Origin of the sequence: Vibrio sp. 1874, assembly GCF_033344395.1 — a bacterium.
GTDB classification, from domain to species: Bacteria; Pseudomonadota; Gammaproteobacteria; order Enterobacterales; family Vibrionaceae; genus Vibrio; species Vibrio alginolyticus.
This window is the reverse complement of record NZ_JAWPOR010000004.1, coordinates 406433-426812: the sequence shown is the minus strand read 5'-3', so window position 1 is coordinate 426812 and position 20380 is coordinate 406433. Positions and strand designations below refer to the sequence as shown.

Sequence of the window (20380 nt, the reverse complement as noted above, 5' to 3'; positions counted from 1 at the left end):
CGGTGAAATCAAAGCGAACACTCCGTATATAGTGCCACCGGAAAGAACGTGAAAGGCACTAACTGAAAGGTGTAAAGACGAGCGCCAAAACAGATACACACCAAAACTTATGACATTTAATGCCAAACCCGTACTAACGCCGCATTAAGGCGTGAGCAACGCAGCCACCAAACCTAGACCACAGCGCCGTAAACACGAAACCCAACCTTGAACTGAAAATGCCAAGCGTTGGGAATCACTCTTAAATGCTTTGTTATGTACGTTGTACCGAACGCACTGGTACCCAACCAATTTCACCCGTTGACCTCGAAACTCGATACCACTCATTGAGTTCGAATAGCACTGATAGTTTTTCACCAATGACAGTATTAAGCTCAACATTGTCATAGTCTTCAAGCAAGATACCTTCTGAGCTTCCTTCAATCTTCTCGATATATTGAACTGGAGCCCAACCCTGCTCCCCTTCGACACTGGTTACAAAGATCAAGTTGGGAAACTCGTCGTCAATTGTACCTAGAGCTACTTTCTCACCTTGCTTCAAATAAAACGGATTGGGATATTCTGAGACGTGTTTTTCAGTAGTAACAACTTCCATATTTTCTCCAAAGTACATAACGCCTTGTTAAGGGGTGAAGCACGCAACACCGATGCTACCGCATACCGCCTTAATCACTAAAACCAACGCATAGTAAAAATGCCACGCGTGCTGAATCCCTCTTGAACAATTTGTTAGCCCGATACCCGACTAGTACATATAACCTAACCAGTCTATATGACCAACTGCCCAAGTTTTACCGCTAATCGGTTTAACATACAAATCATCAACTTGATCAACTGCAACGCCGTAATTCTTATGTTCATGTATTCGCAACCAAGAGCTTAAAGAACTAAGACGAAGATAACCATTAGCCGTATAAAAAGCATCTAAATCGGAGATTAGAATAATAAAGTCGACGTCTTTGCTTGAGGCATACTCGCTGAGTTGAGACAACATGGCGGTGCCAATACCATTTCTTTGAGATGATTGTTCAACACAGAAGTCACTAACGCCCAATACTTTATAAATTTCATCGCCGACGCTGACAACTCTGTAGTCCAGTCCCATGTAACCAACCAGTTGATCATCTCTGTACTTTAAAGCCCTCATATGGGGGAGTTGCTTATAGTAAGAACGAGTTACTTGATATTCAGGAAACGACTTGTTTCTGAGGACTTCAATTGAATTATGCTGCTCTTTAGATAACTCTATTTCTGGGTAAATATCCATATTTGACCTTTGAGGGCTAACGCCGCATTAAGGGGTGAACAACGCCACCACCAAACCTAATCTATTGTGCCGTAAACACTAAAGCTGATTCAAACCAAAACTGCCAAGCGTTGTGAATCCCTCTTGAATGCTTTGTTAGGCTTTTTTCACCAAGTGCTCTTTACTCTTTAGCTTGCTGTAAAGTGAGTTAGAGTCTTTAAACCAAACAAGATCATAGAACTCATTGTTGGAAAATCGGAGTTTTACCTTTGGTGTACCAAGATATTTTGAGTACTCCACAGACACAATTTCTTCGTAATTTCGCTTAAAGTTGTAACCTGACTCTTGGTGACGAAATTCAACCCCTACGTTGTTTACTATAACAATGTCACTACGGTGATTATGTAAAGCATTGCCATAGTGCTTATCTATAAACCTCAATACATACATAATAAGTGCACAAATCACTAAGCCTGTAGTAAAAGAACCATTCACAACAAAAATTGTAGGTTTGAAATATAAAGCAACTAAGCAAGGAATAATAAACCCATAATTAAGCCACTTTAGCAATTTCAGCCGCTGTTCTAAAAACTCAATATCGCACTTATATTCCATTTACTATTACCTAAAGCCTAACGCCGCATTAAGGGGTGAACAACGCAAACCACCCAAACTAAACCATTGTGCCGTAAACACTTAAGCCAATTCAAACCAAAACTGCCAAGCGTTGTGAATCCCTCTTGAATGCTTTGTTAGTTGCCTAACCTAACGCTTTGATTTGAAGTGGGTTGCCGCTTTGCCAACACGAGCTTTACGTATATTAAGAAACTCAAATCAGGCGCAGTTTCAAAGCGCCTGTCACTGAAACCACTTGGAACATACAACGCCTTAGAAAACGGGCTAACAACACCAAAACGCGCCTTTGGGACAGACAATGTTACACAGCTAACTTTCAAAATATAAATCAGTTTCTGAAACAGAAAAACCAAACCGTACAAGAAACCAAAGCACGATTTTCACAAACCCAATTAGCTAGAAATTGAAATACGAAAACCTAGCCAAAAACACACGGACATTAACCCTAAACATTCTGCTGTAGCTGAGTTTTTCGCCTTGGCAACTAACGCCTTGTTAAGGGGTGAAGCACGCAACACCAATGCTACCGCATACCGCCTTAACCACTAAAACCAACGCATAGTAAAAATGCCACGCGTGCTGAATCCCTCTTGAACAATTTGTTAGCCCGATCCCCGACTAGTACATATACCCTAACCAGTCTATATGACCAACTGCCCAAGTTTTACCGCTAATCGGTTTAACATACAAATCATCAACTTGATCAACTGCAACGCCGTAATTCTTATGTTCATGTATTCGCAACCAAGAGTTTAAAGAACTAAGACGAAGATAACCATTAGCCGTATAAAAAGCATCTAAACCGGAGATTAGAATAATAAAGTCGACGTCTTTGCTTGAAGCATACTCGCTAAGTTGAGACAACATAGTGGTGCCAATACCATTTCTTTGAGATGATTGTTCAACACAGAAGTCACTAACGCCCAGTACTTTATAAATTTCATCGCCGACGCTGACAACTCTGTAGTCCAGCCCCATGTAACCAACCAGTTGATTATCTCTGTACTTTAAAGCTCTCATATGGGGGAGTTGCTTATAGTAAGAACGAGTTACTTGATGTTCAGGAAACGACTTGTTTCTGAGGACTTCAATTGAATTATGCTGCTCTTTAGATAACTCTATTTCTGGGTAAATATCCATATTTGACCTTTGAGGGCTAACGCCGCGTTAAGTGGTGAACAACGCTAACCACCAAACCTAAACCCTTGTGCCTTAAACACTAAATTCAACTTGAACTGAAGTCGCCAAGCGTTGTGAATCCGCCTTAAACGCCTTGTTAGGCGAAGTCTCCCACCGATGTTTAAGTGGTTTTGAAAGCAGATTACCCGAAACCAAATAAGCAACCAAACACCCACTGATTTTTTGTGATTCAAGAACCACAAAAGTCACTATGTTACAGCCTCACTTTTAACAACCACGAAATGCGACCTTTCAGAGACAAAGTAGCTTTTAAACCTAATAAACCTAAAGCTACGAAATGACAGCAAAAACCAGAGCCTCGATTAACTTGCCTTTGCCACACTTTGAGCCAGTAAAACTCGCCACCAACCAGCACCAAAAATGAATGAGGCAGCCCACGAACTATGGCATGTTTTACGGTTGGAGATATTCAAGAATTTGAGCCGACAACGCTCAATTGCCGACTTAGAAAAACGAATGCTCAAAGAGAACTAAGAAGATGAGAACAAAGAACTTTTCTGCTCGTCGCCTAACGCCTTGTTAAGGTGTGAGGCACGCAATACCGAAGCTTCCGCATACCACCTTAACCACTAAACCTGACGCATGGTAAAAATGCCACGCGTGCCGAATCACTCTTAAACAATTTGTTAGCAGGACATTACGCAAGTAGCCGATGCTTCATTGACATAACTATAACCTTCGATAGTGACTGTAATCTGCTCTAAACCAAACACTGACTCTGACGTTATCACTATAGGGAAGTTTAGTCTTATCAAGTCATTATGATTGGGCTTCGTAATGCCAAACCAAAAGCCTACGGTTTTGCCATTTACGAACATATTGGGTTGAGAATATTCGACTTCAGCTAATCCGTAATGAATGAAACCAATAAACTCATTACAATTAGCATCGACGAATTTCGCCCTGACAATGATGTTAGAGTTGGGGTCTAGTGCATCATCTTGGCTAGCTTGACAAATGACGGTCTCATCATGACTATCATCTTTCCATGAGGGAAACTGCCATACTGCATAATCTTCTATATCTTGGGGAGTTATTTCCCATATTTGCTTAGCCATGTTACTCCTGTACTGCTAACGCCTTGCTAAGGTGTGAGTAACGCAATACAAAAGCTACCGCACAGCGCCTTAATCACCATAAGCCACCGCAAAGTAAAAATGCCACGCGTTACGAATCACTCTTAAGCAATTTGTTAGTACATGCGCTACTTCTATTTATGCGCTCCAAGATATTGAAAAATGGCATGATATGAAAGGCTTTGAACACTGAAGTGAGACGGGCAGCTACAAAACTTTACACCGATTAAGAGAGGAAAGTTGGCTAGAAGAAAAACGCACTGAACTGTCCTACTTTCACTAGCTTCAAATTAGAAAAGGATTCTTTCCTCGTACTTCAACAGCCACACCAAAAGTAACCAAGGTTCTCTCAAAAGCCACCACGAAAATGAAGAAGCGCCAAAGGAATAGGCTAAGAGTTAGAAGCCGTAAACGGTGAAATCAAAGCGAACACTCCGCATATAGTGCCACCGGAAAGAACGTGAAAGGCACTAACTGAAAGGTGTAAATACGAGCGCCAAAATAGATAAACACCAAAACTTATGACCTTTGATGTCAAACCCGTACTAACGCCGCATTAAGGGGTGAACAACGCAAACCACTCAACCTAAACCATTGTGCCGTAAACACTAAAGCCGATTCAAACCAAAACTGCCAAGCGTTGTGAATCCCTCTTGAATGCTTTGTTAGCTGCCAAACCTAAAGCTTTGATTTGAAGTCAATTGCCGTTTTGCCAACACTAGCTTTACGTGTTTTGGTAGACTCAAATCAGGCGCAGTTTCAAAGCGCCTGTCACTGAAACCACTTGGAGCACGCAACGCCGTAGAAAACGAACTGACAACACCAAAAAGCTCTTTTGGACAGACAATGTTACAGAGCTGACTTTCAACATATAAATCAGTTTCTGAAACAGAAAAACAAACCACACAAGAAACAAATCACGATTTCAAAAACCTAAATAACTAAAAATTGAAATACGTAAACCTAACCAAAAATACACGGGCATTAACCCTGAACATTCTGTTTTGGCTGCGTTTCCCTCGTTGGCAACTAACGCCCTGTTAAGGTGTGAGCAACGCAATACCGATGCTCCCGCATGCCACCTTAAACACTAGACGCAACGCATAGCAAAAATGCCACGCGTTGCGAATCACTCTTAAACAGTTTGTTAGCCGCTCATTCCCAAAGGTTATTGCTTGTTCAATAGGAACTTACGCAAGTCTCTCTCAGCACGCATAACAAACAAAATAAATACTTTGTCGCCGTCTTGTTTATAGAAAATACGGCACGGATTAACTACAACTTCACGATAACTTAGATGTTCTAGTTCAGGCGGAATGCGACCCGATTCAGGGAAAGCCTCTAAGCGCTCGACTTTAGAAAAGATCGCTTGAACCAATTGTTTTGCAGCTACGATATTTTCAAGTGCGATGTATTCAGCGATATCATTGAGGTCGGATAGCGCTGGCTCAGTCCAGATTATTTCAGCCATTTTGACATTTTGTCCTTGGCTTCATCGTGACTCACCACTTTACCGTCAGCTAATGCACGTTCACCTCGTGCAATCCCCTCAAGAATAGCTAAGCGATTTTGCATAAACTCGTAATCATCAACATCAACCAGATATGCCGATGGCTTACCATGTTCGGTAATTAACACAGGTTCTTTAGTGTCGTGGAGATCGGCAAGGATCTTTGTTGCTTGGCGTTTGAGTGATGTAACTAGTTCTACTTTCATGAGAGCTGCTCCAGAGGAATACTAAAGTGATACTATTCTATCACTTTGAGTATAGCAAGCTCCATGACGGCTAACGCCTTGTTAAGGGGTGAGCAACGCAATACCGATGCCGCCGCATGCCACCTTAATCACTAAAAGCAACGCATAGTAAAAATGCCACGCGTTGTGAATCCCTCTTGAACAATTTGTTAGCTTAAATTATGTAGCACCAAACCAGACCACCCCAAAACAGAATATTCAAAGTCCAGACCATTACACTCTGAACTGGAAGCATATGAAAAACTAACTGGGGACATGCCTTAAGTTCACTAGGAGAGAACAGCATTTGCGGCTGAAAATCCCAACTAGTAGCTAAACGCAGACCTCTTTTGAATCTAGGATGATTCACCAAGTATTCAGCGTAGGATGAATAAATTGTCCATAACCCCAAAAAGCCTAGTAACTCAATTAGGGATATCACTTCCAAGCTAAATGGCAATAGTGAAGGTCCACCAATGAGCAAAATAGCTGCAAATATCCATTTTCTATTTCTCATTACACATCCTTTTTAATGATTTAAGCTAACGCCCAATTAAGGGGTGAACAACGCCTCCACCCAACCTAACGCATAGTGCCATAAACACTAAATTTGAAGTAGAAGCAAAAGTGCCAAGCGTTGTGAATCCCTCTTAAATTGCTTGTTAGGTGTGTTTCACTATATTTAGGCTGCCGTCAACAAACCCTATACTTAAACTTTTGTTGGACAAAGCTTTTTGGCTAATTGAGCCACATGAGTTTGCGTATTGCTTTGTAAACCGAAGTAAATTTTGCTCTGCTGTTTGCCAAGAACTACCGAATAGTGATTCACTGACTTCAATCTGCCGTTTTTTTGGTAGCCAATCTTCATTGCAAGCCCAATCCTCATTGTCCAAATCAAACTCTTCAGAACCGACAATTTCAACCAGAAATGGGGACTCGTAAATGTTTATATTAAACGCAATGATTCTTTCAGGAATATCCTCTGACAACTGAGCATCCAACCAATCACGGAAATCTTGTTCGTTGTGTATCATAATTTTCCTTTAAACACCTAACGCCGCGTTAAGGCGTGACGCGATGCGTGCCATACTGTGAGCGAAGCGAAACTGGCACGCGTTGCGGAATCGCTCTTGAACGCCTTGTTATATGCGTGTTTGAGTAGACAGCGTAACCAGTTCATCACTGTCGTAAAGTTGATCACTGGACTCAAGCATACCCAATTTTTTAAGCAGACTTATTGATGCCCGGTTTTTAATTACAGCGACACCATGAACTTCAGAAACTATGCCAGTTTCTAGTGTGAAGTTTAAAACAGCCTTTGACGCTTCAAAAGCATAGCCTTTGCCTTGAAATTCAGGCAGTAAGCCGTACCTAATATCAGAAAATTTTGTATTAGGAATTTGCTCTACACCCGCATAACCGATTTTTACGATCGGATCGTCTTTTAAGGAAATAATGAATGTCCCGAAACCTTTCTCCCAGTGACCAACTTTCTCAGGCACGTAATTCTCGATGTACTCTAGACTAAATGGCTTACCACCAGGTAAGTAACGAGTTGTTACTTCACACGTTAAAAGTTTTGTATATATTTCAATATCTTCTAAAGCTACAGGTGTAAGTTTTAACCTTTCTGTTTCGATCATTGAACCATCCATTTTCACTGAAAGCATATAACGCTTTCTATACGGCGATTTGCCGTTTTTATGGCAGGCTACCGCCTTCTTTCTTATCAAAAGCGCTATCAATCGTAGCACTTATATGTATGAAACAAATAGAAAAACAGTATGAATATGTGTGGTAGCGCGCGCAATTAGTCGGCGCACAGCACGCTAATTTCAAAAGTGGTGATACATTAACAGAGCTGTATAAATAAACAGGTTAATTTATCATGAAAAGTCAGTTTTTACTTAGTGTAAAAGAACACATGCTTACTCGTCATTATGCGAATAAAACTATCGAAAGTTATCTATTTTGGATAAAACGCTTTATCACTTTTCACCAGCTTGCACACCCATCAACACTAGCAGAAGATGATGTCATTCAATTTCTGAGTTACTTAGCGGTAGAAGAAAAAGTTGCGGTAAAAACGCAAGCTTTGGCGCTGAACTCAATATCATTTTTATATCGTGATTATTTCAAAACCCCACTATCACTTGATATGAGATTTCAGAAATCCTTGACCGAAAAGAAACTTCCCGTTGTATTAACCAGGGAGGAGATCCGAAGATTCGTTCAGCATATCGACCCGAGGTATAGACTCCATATTCAGCTGCTTTACGGCTCAGGGCTTCGAGTTATGGAATGTTTACGCTTAAGAGTTCAAGACATCGATTATGATTATGGTGCAGTTCGCGTTTGGCAAGGAAAAGGAGGTAAAAATCGTACAGTCACATTAGCCAAAGAACTGCATGAACCACTCAAAGCTCAAGTTAATTTAGCAAGAAACTATTACTTTAAAGATAGGCACATGCCTGGTTATGCGGGCGTATACATCTCTGAAGGTTTACGACGTAAATACCCAAAAGCGGAGCTAGATTTTAACTGGCACTTTTTGTTTCCATCAACAAAGTTAAGCGCAGATCGAGACACTGGTGAACTCAGAAGGCATCATATCAATGAAAGCGCAATACAAAGAGCAGTAAAGCGCGCGGCAAGCGACGCAAGCATTGAGAAAACTGTAACTTGCCACACACTAAGACACAGTTTTGCCACGCACTTATTGGAATCTGGCGCAGACATTAGAACTGTTCAGGAACAATTAGGGCATACTGATGTGAAAACCACGCAAATCTATACTCACGTTATCGAGCGCGGGGCTGGTGGTGTGTTGAGTCCATTATCCAGCCTTTAGAAAAACAAAGCCACCTCGAAAGGTGGCTTTGTTTTATAACTCTTTATTGACGAACACCGAGTTTCACATTGCCTTTTGAATCAAACCAAAGTGCTTGCGAACGGCGACGTCCTATTAGTATCGGACCATCGTCATAAAAGAGAAAGTTCTTCCAGTGCTTTTTAAAAATAGACCATTTCGTTTCGATGACATTGTACTTCTCGTAGCAAAAGTAAACGGTCACATCGTCTTGCCAATCGATATGTGCCTCAACTTCCGCTAGCATGTCAGGTTCATCCGACTCCCACGCAGCCATCCAATCCACAGTTTCAGACCAATTCGCCTCATTCATTGGCCAGTCTTGGGAACTAAGTCTATCCATATCAGGGCTTTGAGCACTGATATTTTCTTTCCAAAATTGTGCTGAACGGGCTTGGTTCATCGGCTTAATAAAAGCCAAATCTTCTTCTGGCACAGGCATCGACTGATGCGTAAAAATCCATTTTCTTTGGTATTCATCCAAAGGCAAATAAGACATTCAGTCTCCTTTATTACGATTTCAGCCAACCTTTCTCTGTGGCTTCTTCAATCAACTCTTTCGCTTTGTCCCATAAGGTAACAGAGCCAGATTCAATTCGTTTATTAATGGTAAGTGCTTGTTCGCGTGAGACACCATGTTCCTTCCAACTCTGACCATTATTATGGTAGTTCAAGAGCATTGGAATTAATCGATCGAGTGCTTTTGCATACTTAGCATCATCGGTCTGCGCGGCTTCAAATTCATGCCAAAGCGCCAATAGCTCTTGCTCCTGATCGCTGGGTAACATACCAAACAAGCGCTCTGCAGCTCTAATTTCTTTTTCTGCTTGCTCTTGAGACGCAGCAGTATCATAAACAAAGGTATCGCCCGCGTCGATCTCTACTACGTCATGTATCAATAACATTTTCATCACTCGGCAAATATCAACAGGTGCATTCGCATGCTCTTCCATCAATATTGCCATCAGTGCGACATGCCAACTATGCTCACCACTATTTTCGAGGCGCCCTTCAGCACTTTTAACTCGAGTTCGGCGCAAAATGCTTTTGAGTTTATCGAGCTCGATTACAAGTGCTAACTGCTTTTCCAATCGTTCCATACTATCGCCCTTCTGGCTGCCAATTCGGATTAATAAGCGACGTTAGAACGTGGTCTTGCCACTCACCATTAATCAAAAGGTAATCTTTTGCATATCCTTCTCGGTTGAAACCTACATGCTCTAGCACAGCTTCACTGCGTTTATTGTGAGGCATGTAGCCAGCTTGAATACGATGCAGTTTCTGAACGTTAAACATGTAGTCGCAAGCCATGGTTAATCCACGACGCATATAACCATGCCCTTGCGCTTTTTCAGCGAGAGAATATCCGACGTTACAAGAATAAAAAGGAAAACGACTCAAACTACTAAAGGATATCGTACCTAGCATTTCACCCGAAGAGGCTCTGACTAAAAGGCAATAATACCCCAATCCCATTCGATGCAGCTCATTGAGCTTGATAAGCTTTTGCAACCAACCGTTCACTGAGAAAAAAGCCTCTTCACGTTTCGGTTCAAACGGTTTCAGGTATTCTCGGTTGGCTTGAAAATATTCGGCAATCATATCTGCGTCACCGATTTCAGCGGTACGAAGAAGCAAGTCACCGTCCAACTTATGAACGGCGATAGATGAGCTGTTATCTTCCATTACAAATGATTAATTCCGTCTTTTCGTTCAATTCGATTAATTCTTACGTATACCGTAATCACGCAGTTTATTAGCGATTGAGGTATGCGATACATTCAAGCGCTTAGCAAGCTTGCGGCTTGATGGGAATGACTGATACAAACGTTCCAGAACTTGAGATTCATAATCACGCATGATCTCATCCAAAGAACCGTCGATGTTAAGCGTTGCACTACCAGCGCCGACTGACTGAGGCTGAGGTAAATTGAAGTGATCCGCGTTTAGTATATCACCATCCATTTCCGTGAGCGCTCGAAGAACCATGTTATCCAGCTGGCGCATGTTTCCTGGCCACTGATAATTTGCAAGGGCATCAACTAGACCATCATCAAACTCTGGCTTATCAATCCCAAGCTGTTGAGCATGTTTCGCCACAAACAACTCAAGCAATGGTGCAACGTCGTTTGAGCGCTTACGTAACGGAGGAATGCTGAGCGTAAGTACGTTGAGACGATAATACAAATCTTCACGGAACATTCCTGCTTCAGAAAGCTCGGCAAGGTTATGTTTTGTTGAAGCGATGATACGAACATCGACATGCATCTCATCTTCTGCACCGACACGACGGAAATTACCATCCTGTAGAAAACGTAACAGCTTGATTTGAAGGTGCGAACTCATTTCACCGATTTCATCAAGAAATACCGTGCCGCCATTTGCTTGCTCAAAGATGCCTTTGTGGCCTTGTTCATGATTGAATGAACCCGGCGCATGACCAAAAAGTTCGGTTTCTGCTACATCGTCAGGCATAGAAGCACAACTCAAAACTAGGAATGGCTTGCTCGCGCGGCTAGAACGGCTGTGGCAAGCTTTAGCAAGCATTTCTTTACCAGTCCCCGTTTCGCCCTCAATCAACAATGGTTGGTCAAGCACAGACAGCTTCTTAGCTTGGTTCATTAGTGCTTTATGACGGTTCGATATACCAACAAAGTGCTCAAAACCCAGAGGATTATGCAGCGGTAGTGCTTCTTCAATTCTGGCAACTTGCTGACTAGAGCGAATCGTCATTAGAGTACTCGCTAGAGTCGAGTTTTGCGCTTCGTCTCGGATATAAACGGGCATCAACTCTAGAACATAGTCCAAGCCATCAATCACAAGGTTTTCCCGCGTTCGACCATTAACACCTTCAGACCAACGAGAGAAACGAACACTTGGTAACAAAGCACCGATTTGAGTACCAATCACTTCTTGCTTGTGAAGGCCAAGCAATGAAAGTGCAGACATGTTTGCCATGTCTACGGCACCTTTAAGATCAATGGCAAAAACCGGATCGGGCAAGTTATCAACTAACGAGAGCAGCTCCGTATTGTGGCGCTCCATCGGCATAAACTGGATTTTACGTACGTCTTTCACCCCCGGAATACGGCGGATTTCAGCCATCAGCTCACTAAACGTATCAAAATCAATATCCGGGCAATTCAAATAGATAATACCGCTAATATCGATTTCGATACCACGTAAGTCGATGCTTTTAGACGCTAAAATATCGAGCAGTTCTCGGGTCAAGCCGAGTCGATCTTCACATAAGACTTCAAGACGCACTTAAAATATCCCAATTCACAACTGTCAGGAAAAGTTGACAGTAGTTTCTATCATGCTTGGAATGGCGTCAAGCAATCCTATCCATCAAAGTTGATATTCGTTACGGTTTCATCGTAATTGATGCAACTTTCGCCGCCACTGCCTTGCGTATGGTGCCCAACTTAACCTGACGGTCAGGATACCAGGGTAGTGGACGCAATAAGGTCATCGCTTTCAAGCCCAAACGTGCCGTTAGAATACCAACACCTAGTCCCTGCCCTGCACGAGCAGAAACTTTGCCAGCAAGATCCATCGACATCAAATCCATACTGGCATCAATAGCGAGCTCACTCGCTCCAGCCGCCGCCATATTGACAAATACCGCTCTTAGTAACTTGATGCGAGAGGCATAACCTAGCTCTACCCCATATACTTTGGAGAGGTTGTCGATCATTTTGAAATTTCGCCACGCCACCAGCAACATATCAGCGGCAGCCAGAGGGCTCACGGCGACTAGGGCCGCACACTCGGTTGCGTGCTGTGATACGATTTTCGTTGCCAACTTGTCTTGTTGGCTCACCACCATAGAGTCATACATATCAAGAATTTCAGCGTCACTATGAGCAGGGTTAATACTGTTCTGCCAACGATCAAAGCCCGGGTTCTCTGCCATCACACCACTTTGTTCTGCTACGGTTTCGCAAAAGTCTTTCCCTTTCCCAACGCTCTCACTATTAACAAGTGCTTCTGCTTCTTCTTGAACACTAAAATGATTTCGTAGTTTTCGCAGTTTCCAAAGCTCTTTACCCATAGCTCCTAAACCAAGCGAAGCGATCGCAGCAATAAACCCCGTCCAGCTTAAGGCCAGCCAATCAGAAGCCTGAATTGCGGTTATAACCGAGTCCACCGCTTGCCAGCCAACCAAACCAGCAAAAGTTGCAAATGCGCCAGTCGCGAGCCATTTTCTGCCCGATTTTGGACGAATGACATGCTCGAGTTGCAATTCCTGTTCGGTCTCCTGGTGCGCTTCTTTAACTTCAACAGGTACAAATGTTTCTTTTTCGCCGAATGTTTGCTGCGCCGTCAACTCTGGTTGATTCGATTGCTGATCTTTTTCCATTACCTTTTCAGAGAAAACTTGTTTTTGCTTCAACTCACTCATTTCAATTTATCTCCAATCAGGTAATCCAGTGCTTTGTCTAAGCGTATGTGCTTCACTGGCTCATCATTCGGTGAGGGCATCGGACGAAACGACGTAAAATCAAACCCGTTGTTTTGCCAATAAGCTGCATTTGGTAGCTTTTTCGGCACCTCTCCGGGAAACATAGTCATCGGCTCACCACCCAATGTTGTTCCTTGTAACGCCGGGATGGTCTTATCTCCAGAGGAAATAAACCCCGTCGTGGTTGCTTGGATGGAAGCGATACTCATGCAGCTCATCTCAATATTCTCGTAGGCTGCCGTTTGCCATGCTGGATGCACCATTTGTTGGAGCAGAGACACCAAATTTGGGTGCTGATCGGGCGTGATATGATCCGCTTTTGTAGCAGCAAACAACACTTTGTCGATTTTTGGTGAGAACAAACGACGCAAAAAGCTACTACGACCATAACGGAAGCTATGCATGATCTGTTCTAGCGCTTGGCGCATGTCGTAAAACGCTTCATCACCAGCATTGAGAGGCTGCAAACAATCCACCAGTACAATCTGGCGATCGAAGGTCGCAAAATGATGCTTATAAAACGCTTTCACTACTTTCTGTTGGTATTCCTGAAAACGGGCTTCTAGCATCGCTAAGTTACTGCCCTTGGGCGCTTTGCTTTCCGAATCAGCACGACACGGAAAAAACTGTAGCACCGGCGCGCCTGCTAGCTCACCAGGTAATACAAAGCGGCCAGGCTGAACCCAATGAAGGCCAGCGTCTTTACAAGAATGAAGGTACTCTGTGTATATGTGTGCAACTTTCTCAAGTAGTTTCTCATTCACTTCTGCAAAGAGATCCACTTTCTCCAGTTCAGAAAGCCAAGCTTTGGCTAAATCGCCACGCTGGCCTTTAAGTGCATCAAACTGAGTTTGCGACCACGTTGCAAAGTCCATGTCCAATAAAGGCAGGTCGAGCAACCACTCTCCTGGATAGTCGATAATATCAACATTTAAAATTGCGGTTTTACTCAACAGCTTTTTCGTAGTTTTATTTGGTTTGTACTTGAGCGCTAAGCGAATCTCACTCACATCACGTGTCGGTACTGGCCACTGAGGTGGAGTCGCATGAATTTGGCTCATCGCCTCATCGTAAGCAAAGCGTGGCACCATCATATTCGATTGAGGCTCACGCTTCGCCCCAATAAGGCGCTTATCTCTAGCCACAGTCAAAAGAGGCAAATTGTCATGGGTTGCAGTATGAAGAAGCTGATTCACTAATGACGTGATGAATGCCGTCTTACCGGCACGAGAAAGTCCGGTGACAGCAATTCGAACATTAGAGTCCATACCTCTGTTGATAAAGTCATTAACTTCTTTCTTTATTCTCTTCATTACGCTTCTTTATCTTACTCCACTTTAAAACAACGTTGTCAGCGACTTCGAATTTCGAGCTATGAATACTGTTCTATCTCGAATTCTATGAGTTTAACTTTATATACCTTAATAAAAGATGAACAAAACATCCGGCTTAATGCTGTGTTAAAAAAGAAAAGCCCCTGAGTGGTTCAGAGGCTTACTTAATCTACAGCATTAGTAACTCTATATACGCTGATTACTATGTTAAACAGGAACCCGCTTTCTTTAAGCCTAGTCGTCTTCGATTAACTTATAGATAACAAATAGAGCGATTTCTAAAATCAGCCACAACACACATGTGATGGTCACGTACTTTTCATCAAAGATGCTGATACCGTGAAGAATCAAGTCATAGCCAACAAAGCCACCTATCACTACAGCAAGAATAATTTGTAGAATCTGAATAAAACGAGGCATGCCGTCTCCTAATTATTGTTCGCATAACGTTTGATTGCTATGCCTAAAGGTTTATATCCTTAATTATATAGACAAAAAGTGCGGGTTTCGCTGCACTTTTGTCAATTGTTTGCTAGGTAAATCAGCACCTTGTCACATTCTCTCTACTGAGACGCAGCAAGATTGCCCTTTGCCTTATGCTTCCATCTCTTGAATTTTCACTTTCCAAGTGTCTGGACCGATTTGGTGCGCGTTAACACCATTTGAGTCGACAGCCACTGTTACTGGCATATCTTCAACTTCAAATTCGTAAATCGCTTCCATACCTAAATCTTCAAATGCGACAACGCGAGCTTTCTTGATCGCTTTCGCCACCAAGTACGCAGCGCCACCGACAGCCATTAGGTAAACCGCTTTGTGATTCTTGATAGATTCAACCGTTGCAGGGCCACGCTCAGCTTTACCGATCATGCCCATGATGCCGGTCTTTTCTAGCATCATGTCGGTGAATTTATCCATACGCGTTGATGTTGTTGGGCCAGCAGGACCAACGACTTCATCACCAACTGCATCGACAGGGCCTACGTAGTAAATAAACTTACCGTTTAGATCTACGCCTTCAGGTAGACCTTCGCCATTATCTAGCATGCCTTGAATACGTTTATGCGCAGCATCACGACCAGTCAGAATTTTACCTGATAGAAGAACCGTTTCGCCTGTCTTCCACTCTTGTACTTCTTCTTTAGTAATTGTGTCTAAGTTTACGCGACGCGTATTTTCGCCCGCTTCCCAAGTGATATCTGGCCAATCTTCTAGTTTAGGTGGTGCTAGCTCTGCTGGGCCGCTACCATCAAGCGTGAAGTGTACGTGACGAGTCGCCGCACAGTTCGGGATCAAACAAACAGGCTTAGAAGCCGCGTGCGTTGGCGCAGTTTTGATTTTAACGTCGACAACAGTCGTCAAACCGCCAAGACCTTGCGCACCGATACCAAGTTTGTTCACGCGATTGAAGATATCCAAACGAAGCTCTTCTTCTGCGTTTTGTGGACCACGGTCGATAAGCTCTTGAATATCGATGTGTTCCATTAGAGATTCTTTTGCCAATACCGCTGCTTTTTCAGCCGTACCGCCGATACCAATGCCAAGCATGCCAGGAGGACACCAGCCCGCCCCCATAGTTGGTAGCGTTTTTTCTACCCACTCGGCAATATCGTCAGATGGGTTTAGCATCACCATCTTAGTTTTGTTTTCGCTACCGCCGCCCTTCGCAGCGATCTGAATTTCAACTTTATCGCCCGGAACCATGTTGATATGTACGACGGCAGGCGTGTTGTCTTTGGTATTAATACGTTTACCAGCAGGGTCCATAAGTACGGACGCACGCAACGGGTTATCAGGGTTCGTGTACGCTTGTCGAACACCTTCATCTACCATCTGCTGAACCGTCATGTCGGTCGAATCCCATTGCACGCCCATACCGATGTTGACGAAACACGTCACAATACCAGTATCCTGACAAATTGGACGGTGACCTTCTGCGGACATTCGGGAGTTAATTAAGATCTGAGCAATCGCGTCTTTAGCGGCTTGGCTCTCTTCGCGGTGATAGGCTTTTTCAAGAGCTTGAACAAAGTCTAGCGGGTGGTAGTAAGAAATATACTGTAGCGCATCAGCGACACTGCTGATCACATCCTGCTTGCGTATTACCGTCATTACATGCCTCGTTATAGTTATGCTTCCATTATTGGCTTGGCTTCAATCGTGTTTGTTGAGCTTATTGCTCTTTTGAGCTTCGTTTTTTATAAACAATTGTCGAACGGCTGATATCGACACACGAAATGCTGAAGTTGCCTACTTGTAAACCATCTCAAAACCCTATGAATAGAGGGAGTTTGGCTATACAGAGGAATATGATACTCTTGCTGCCCATGACATGCCATGCAGTGAACGATCTCTTTGTCACAAATTACACAAATGAACAACATGGACAATCAATTCATTGATTTTAAAGCGCTGGAATACGCACCAGAGTTTGCTCTTCACCTTTTTTCTCGCATTCAACACCTACCTTGGGCGATGTTGCTGCGTTCTACATCAAAAACGCATATCGATAGCCGCTTCGATGTATTGGTTGCCAACCCAATTGCAACGTTAGAAACCACTGCCGACAACACACAAGTTGAAACACCATCGAATGCCTATTCAACTCAAGATGACCCATTTGCGCTGCTTCATCAGTTGCAAGAACAGTGGCTTCCTCACGTAGAGTTAAATAAAGAATTGGATTTGCCTTTTGTCGGCGGTGCGCTCGGTTACTTCAGTTACGATTTAGGTCGCCGCGTAGAAACGATGCCAGAAGTGGCAGAAAAGGACCTCAACACGCAGGATATGGCGGTAGGTCTGTATGAATGGGCCGTTGTTGTTGACCACCAGCTAAAAAAAGCATGCTTAGTCGGTCAGAACATCGAGCAAGCTTGGCAATGGTTAAACGAGCAAAAAGCAGAACAAACCGTTGACTTCGCTTTGTCTGGTGATTGGCAGTCAAACATGACGAAAGAGAGCTACGCCACTCGCTTTGACAAGGTGCAAGAATACTTGTTGAGCGGTGACTGTTATCAGATCAATTTGGCGCAACGCTTTAACGCACCGTATCAAGGCAGTGAGTGGCAAGCGTATCTAAAATTAGAGTCCGCCAACCAAGCGCCATTTTCCGCTTTTATCCGTATGCCTGAGTCTTCGATTTTGAGTATCTCTCCAGAGCGCTTTTTAGAGCTCAAAGATCGCGTCATTGAAACAAAACCAATCAAAGGTACTCGCCCACGCAGCGAAGATCCAAAGAAAGATAACGCTAATGCCCATGACTTGCAGACAGCGGAAAAAGATCAGGCAGAAAACCTGATGATTGTCGATTTGCTGCGTAATGATATTGGTCGGGTTGCATCACCGGGTAGCGTTCACGTGCCAAAGTTGTTCGATATTGAAAGCTTCCCTGCCGTGCATCATTTGGTGAGCACCATTCGTGCAAATTTGGATGAACAATACGCTCCTGCGGATTTGCTGCGAGCGTGTTTTCCAGGCGGTTCAATTACGGGAGCACCTAAAGTTCGCGCAATGCAGATTATTGAAGAACTGGAGCCGCATCGACGCAGCGCGTATTGCGGCAGTATTGGCTACATTTCACGCCATGGTCGTATGGACACCAGCATTACTATCCGAACTCTTGTAGCGGAAAAAAACAAACTTTACGCTTGGGCTGGCGGCGGCGTCGTGGCAGATAGCGATTGCGCCTCTGAGTATCAAGAAACGTTGGATAAGCTTTCAAAGATTTTGCCAGCGCTGCAATCGTAGGTTTCAACAGCACACAACGCCGCTTTAATGCTATTGACGAAAACAATCTAAAACGCCTCCAGAACGGATAATGCCGCTCATTTAACAGCGAGTGGCATATTTCTGTATCTCATCACCCTGCACAGCGACGAAAGAGCGTGATACAGGTTCTTCTATTCAAGCACTTTGTGGTCAAATTTGTTTCATTATCCGCTCGGCGTGCTGCTACTAGATTCTTAGTCTCGCCAAGGCTCGCTAGAATGACCCAAAAAACATCGTTAAATGATCGGCATTATCCGGTGTGGTGCGTTTTTTTGTGTGTTTTATTTGCATGTACTTTAGCTTTTAGCCGTTGGCCAACAAACATACTTTTTAAGAGGCAGCGTCTACTGCTCAAGCCACTTACACATAATCTGTTCGATATCGGTTGCGGTGTACGGCTTAGTGAGGATGTCGTCCATGCCTGAATCAATGCACTTTTGACGCTCTTCGATGGTAGTGCCAGCGGTTAATGCAATAATAGGATGAGTAAAGCCACGCTCTCTCAGATACATCGTCGCCTCATAACCATCCATTTCAGGCATTCGGCAGTCCATGAATATCAGTTCGTAGTCTTTACTTTTCACCGCTTCTAATGCTTCTTTTCCGTTGGCTTTTAAATCAGGTGTAATGTCGAGTTTTTTCAGCATTTGAGTAACAATGACTTGATTCATTCTGATGTCATCAACCACTAATATTGAGCGTCCTGCTAAATCGCTTCGCTCTATAGTGACCAATTCCCCCTCTGCTGTGCCTTGTGCTTGCCCTTCCTCAAGAGGAATAGCAACTTTAAAAGTTGTCCCTTTGCGCTCTTCACTCTCAAAGCTAATTTGACCTTGCATCAAATCCACGAGGTTTTTACAAATCGCGAGACCTAAACCTGAGCCTTCAAAGCTGCGTTTCGCCGAGCGATCAACTTGGACAAATGGGTCAAAGAGTGACGGCTGTGCTTTTATTGGGATGCCAATACCAGTGTCTTCAACCTCAAAATAAGCCGTGCCGTTAAGCCATTCCACACGTAACACGACACCACCCAAGTGAGTAAACTTAATCGCGTTTCCCACCAAGTTAACCAAAATTTGTGTAATGCGCTCTAAGTCACCGACTAAAAATTCAGGGATCCCCAGCTTTTTGTCGATAGAGAAATGGATGCGTTTTTCCGCAGCCTTAGCTGCAAATACACCCATGATGGCTTTTTCAAGCTCCTCCCAGGCAAAAACTTTATGTATGATTTCCATCATACCGGCATTCATCTTACTGAAATCAAGAAGATCATTAATGATAACTCTCAATAAGTCCCCTGATTGAGTCAAATTGCTCAAGTATTGACGCTGCTCTTCTTCTAATTGGGTTCGACTCAATAACTCCGCACTACCCAATACGCCATTGAGAGGAGTTCGCAGCTCATGGTTAATCATGGCGACAAACTCCTTCGTCGCTTTTTCTGATTCCTCAGCCCGCTTTCTCAGCTCGACCTCTCGCTCTAAACTTAAGTGTCGACCAATAACACCATGAACTAAGTCAGACACGAGCTCCATCTGTTTGGAAATAAAAGACTGATCGATTTGATCTTGCAACACGGAGAAAATCAACTCCCCAACCGTTTCCCCATCAATGATAACTGGCAAATGCAAATTCTCTCCCTGCCAATTAGGAGTGGTGAAAATCTCGTTGTTATGACGAAGCTGTAAGTGACCAAAGTGATGACGACGCAATGAGCTCAGCTTTGTAGCGTCAAGAAACAAGTAAGCCGCAGAAATGATCGAGTTAGAAGTGAGCTGCTCAATAAAGCTCGCTATCATTGCTTCATCGAACGTGCTCGATAAAAAAGTACGACCGAACTTAATCAACGTCGCATCAATTTGCTCTTCAAACTCAAACTTACGAAGATCCTTTTTAGATTTCAGCTCCAGCTTTTTCAATGCAACACTGAGTTGCTGGTTGGATTCATATAACTCTAAGCTTTTCTGTTCCAACAGCTGCTCAGCTGCTTTTCTTGATGCAACTTCTCGTTTGAGTTTCCTTTCTAATGAGGAACTTCCCGTCATATCG

21 protein-coding genes are annotated in these 20380 nt (G+C 43.4%); 2 read left to right on the top strand and 19 right to left on the bottom strand.

Translation table 11 applies throughout. The features are described from left to right. Window positions 1-253: 253 nt before the first annotated feature. The 10 genes from R8N46_RS11790 to R8N46_RS11745 form a co-directional block, all read right to left on the bottom strand. Entirely contained in the window at window positions 254-595 is a 342-nt protein-coding gene (locus R8N46_RS11790; protein ID WP_238764738.1) for an SH3 domain-containing protein, read from the bottom strand. Window positions 596-745: 150 nt separating this feature from the next. Then, complete coding sequence (locus tag R8N46_RS11785) at window positions 746-1267, bottom strand: GNAT family N-acetyltransferase (RefSeq protein WP_318098449.1); 522 nt, start codon at window positions 1265-1267, stop codon at window positions 746-748. A gap of 135 nt (window positions 1268-1402) precedes the next feature. Further along, window positions 1403-1861 carry a hypothetical protein gene (locus tag R8N46_RS11780; RefSeq protein ID WP_031812476.1) on the bottom strand — a complete coding sequence of 153 codons (459 nt, stop codon included), beginning with the start codon at window positions 1859-1861 and terminating at the stop codon, window positions 1403-1405. 639 nt (window positions 1862-2500) lie between these two features. Next, window positions 2501-3022, bottom strand: a complete 522-nt coding sequence (locus tag R8N46_RS11775; RefSeq protein WP_281517013.1) for a GNAT family N-acetyltransferase — start codon at window positions 3020-3022, stop codon at window positions 2501-2503. A gap of 686 nt (window positions 3023-3708) precedes the next feature. After that, window positions 3709-4140, bottom strand: coding sequence for a hypothetical protein (locus tag R8N46_RS11770; RefSeq protein WP_318098450.1), 432 nt, complete (start codon window positions 4138-4140; stop codon window positions 3709-3711). Between the two features lie 1186 nt (window positions 4141-5326). Next, window positions 5327-5629: a type II toxin-antitoxin system RelE/ParE family toxin gene (locus tag R8N46_RS11765; protein ID WP_053812414.1), complete on the bottom strand. Its 303-nt coding sequence runs from the start codon at window positions 5627-5629 to the stop codon at window positions 5327-5329. Then, window positions 5617-5874, bottom strand: coding sequence for a type II toxin-antitoxin system Phd/YefM family antitoxin (locus tag R8N46_RS11760; protein ID WP_005448240.1), 258 nt, complete (start codon window positions 5872-5874; stop codon window positions 5617-5619). The genes R8N46_RS11765 and R8N46_RS11760 overlap by 13 nt, the downstream gene beginning before the upstream one ends. A gap of 193 nt (window positions 5875-6067) precedes the next feature. After that, window positions 6068-6409 carry a hypothetical protein gene (locus R8N46_RS11755; RefSeq protein WP_053807656.1) on the bottom strand — a complete coding sequence of 114 codons (342 nt, stop codon included), beginning with the start codon at window positions 6407-6409 and terminating at the stop codon, window positions 6068-6070. Between the two features lie 145 nt (window positions 6410-6554). After that, complete coding sequence (locus R8N46_RS11750; protein WP_318098451.1) at window positions 6555-6926, bottom strand: hypothetical protein; 372 nt, start codon at window positions 6924-6926, stop codon at window positions 6555-6557. A gap of 108 nt (window positions 6927-7034) precedes the next feature. After that, window positions 7035-7535: a GNAT family N-acetyltransferase gene (locus R8N46_RS11745; protein ID WP_029842157.1), complete on the bottom strand. Its 501-nt coding sequence runs from the start codon at window positions 7533-7535 to the stop codon at window positions 7035-7037. Between the two features lie 245 nt (window positions 7536-7780). Here R8N46_RS11745 and R8N46_RS11740 point away from each other — a divergent pair, with 245 nt between their 5' ends. After that, window positions 7781-8743 carry an integron integrase gene (locus R8N46_RS11740; protein ID WP_017636093.1) on the top strand — a complete coding sequence of 321 codons (963 nt, stop codon included), beginning with the start codon at window positions 7781-7783 and terminating at the stop codon, window positions 8741-8743. A 43-nt stretch (window positions 8744-8786) separates the two neighbouring features. Here R8N46_RS11740 and R8N46_RS11735 read toward each other — a convergent pair whose 3' ends face one another. From R8N46_RS11735 to R8N46_RS11700, 8 genes are all read right to left on the bottom strand, one after another. Further along, on the bottom strand, window positions 8787-9260 hold the full coding sequence (locus tag R8N46_RS11735; protein ID WP_054574728.1) for a DUF2947 domain-containing protein: 474 nt from the start codon (window positions 9258-9260) through the stop codon (window positions 8787-8789). Window positions 9261-9273: 13 nt separating this feature from the next. Beyond that, window positions 9274-9861, bottom strand: coding sequence for an HD domain-containing protein (locus R8N46_RS11730; protein WP_213972443.1), 588 nt, complete (start codon window positions 9859-9861; stop codon window positions 9274-9276). Between the two features lies 1 nt (window position 9862). Then, entirely contained in the window at window positions 9863-10447 is a 585-nt protein-coding gene (gene rimJ / locus R8N46_RS11725; RefSeq protein ID WP_005376916.1) for a ribosomal protein S5-alanine N-acetyltransferase, read from the bottom strand. Window positions 10448-10483: 36 nt separating this feature from the next. After that, on the bottom strand, window positions 10484-12028 hold the full coding sequence (tyrR, locus tag R8N46_RS11720) for a transcriptional regulator TyrR (protein ID WP_017820442.1): 1545 nt from the start codon (window positions 12026-12028) through the stop codon (window positions 10484-10486). A gap of 100 nt (window positions 12029-12128) precedes the next feature. Continuing rightward, window positions 12129-13169, bottom strand: coding sequence for a YcjF family protein (locus R8N46_RS11715; RefSeq protein ID WP_064354116.1), 1041 nt, complete (start codon window positions 13167-13169; stop codon window positions 12129-12131). Next, window positions 13166-14542, bottom strand: coding sequence for a YcjX family protein (locus R8N46_RS11710; protein WP_104979480.1), 1377 nt, complete (start codon window positions 14540-14542; stop codon window positions 13166-13168). The genes R8N46_RS11715 and R8N46_RS11710 overlap by 4 nt, the downstream gene beginning before the upstream one ends. Before the next feature lie 255 nt (window positions 14543-14797). Next, window positions 14798-14983, bottom strand: coding sequence for a hypothetical protein (locus tag R8N46_RS11705; RefSeq protein ID WP_005376906.1), 186 nt, complete (start codon window positions 14981-14983; stop codon window positions 14798-14800). 174 nt (window positions 14984-15157) lie between these two features. Next, window positions 15158-16675: a fumarate hydratase gene (locus tag R8N46_RS11700; protein WP_017820444.1), complete on the bottom strand. Its 1518-nt coding sequence runs from the start codon at window positions 16673-16675 to the stop codon at window positions 15158-15160. A 270-nt stretch (window positions 16676-16945) separates the two neighbouring features. Here R8N46_RS11700 and pabB point away from each other — a divergent pair, with 270 nt between their 5' ends. Further along, window positions 16946-18310: an aminodeoxychorismate synthase component I gene (gene pabB / locus R8N46_RS11695; RefSeq protein ID WP_213972442.1), complete on the top strand. Its 1365-nt coding sequence runs from the start codon at window positions 16946-16948 to the stop codon at window positions 18308-18310. A gap of 365 nt (window positions 18311-18675) precedes the next feature. On the opposite strand, the gene R8N46_RS11690 is transcribed toward pabB, so the two are convergent. Next, a complete protein-coding gene (locus R8N46_RS11690) occupies window positions 18676-20376 on the bottom strand; it encodes an ATP-binding protein (RefSeq protein ID WP_005376903.1) in 1701 nt (566 codons plus the stop codon). Window positions 20377-20380: the final 4 nt, after the last annotated feature.

Coding starts and splice junctions, on each gene's coding strand:
- R8N46_RS11760 (WP_005448240.1), bottom strand. CDS start 5,874: ATGAAAGTAGAACTAGTTACATCACTCAAACGCCAAGCAACAAAGATC.
- R8N46_RS11735 (WP_054574728.1), bottom strand. CDS start 9,260: ATGTCTTATTTGCCTTTGGATGAATACCAAAGAAAATGGATTTTTACG.
- R8N46_RS11715 (WP_064354116.1), bottom strand. CDS start 13,169: ATGAGTGAGTTGAAGCAAAAACAAGTTTTCTCTGAAAAGGTAATGGAA.
- R8N46_RS11780 (WP_031812476.1), bottom strand. CDS start 1,861: ATGGAATATAAGTGCGATATTGAGTTTTTAGAACAGCGGCTGAAATTG.
- R8N46_RS11755 (WP_053807656.1), bottom strand. CDS start 6,409: ATGAGAAATAGAAAATGGATATTTGCAGCTATTTTGCTCATTGGTGGA.
- R8N46_RS11690 (WP_005376903.1), bottom strand. CDS start 20,376: ATGACGGGAAGTTCCTCATTAGAAAGGAAACTCAAACGAGAAGTTGCA.
- R8N46_RS11710 (WP_104979480.1), bottom strand. CDS start 14,542: ATGAAGAGAATAAAGAAAGAAGTTAATGACTTTATCAACAGAGGTATG.
- R8N46_RS11765 (WP_053812414.1), bottom strand. CDS start 5,629: ATGGCTGAAATAATCTGGACTGAGCCAGCGCTATCCGACCTCAATGAT.
- R8N46_RS11700 (WP_017820444.1), bottom strand. CDS start 16,675: ATGACGGTAATACGCAAGCAGGATGTGATCAGCAGTGTCGCTGATGCG.
- R8N46_RS11775 (WP_281517013.1), bottom strand. CDS start 3,022: ATGGATATTTACCCAGAAATAGAGTTATCTAAAGAGCAGCATAATTCA.
- R8N46_RS11770 (WP_318098450.1), bottom strand. CDS start 4,140: ATGGCTAAGCAAATATGGGAAATAACTCCCCAAGATATAGAAGATTAT.
- R8N46_RS11730 (WP_213972443.1), bottom strand. CDS start 9,861: ATGGAACGATTGGAAAAGCAGTTAGCACTTGTAATCGAGCTCGATAAA.
- R8N46_RS11785 (WP_318098449.1), bottom strand. CDS start 1,267: ATGGATATTTACCCAGAAATAGAGTTATCTAAAGAGCAGCATAATTCA.
- R8N46_RS11790 (WP_238764738.1), bottom strand. CDS start 595: ATGGAAGTTGTTACTACTGAAAAACACGTCTCAGAATATCCCAATCCG.
- R8N46_RS11750 (WP_318098451.1), bottom strand. CDS start 6,926: ATGATACACAACGAACAAGATTTCCGTGATTGGTTGGATGCTCAGTTG.
- R8N46_RS11745 (WP_029842157.1), bottom strand. CDS start 7,535: ATGATCGAAACAGAAAGGTTAAAACTTACACCTGTAGCTTTAGAAGAT.
- R8N46_RS11705 (WP_005376906.1), bottom strand. CDS start 14,983: ATGCCTCGTTTTATTCAGATTCTACAAATTATTCTTGCTGTAGTGATA.
- rimJ (WP_005376916.1), bottom strand. CDS start 10,447: ATGGAAGATAACAGCTCATCTATCGCCGTTCATAAGTTGGACGGTGAC.
- pabB (WP_213972442.1), top strand. CDS start 16,946: ATGGACAATCAATTCATTGATTTTAAAGCGCTGGAATACGCACCAGAG.
- R8N46_RS11740 (WP_017636093.1), top strand. CDS start 7,781: ATGAAAAGTCAGTTTTTACTTAGTGTAAAAGAACACATGCTTACTCGT.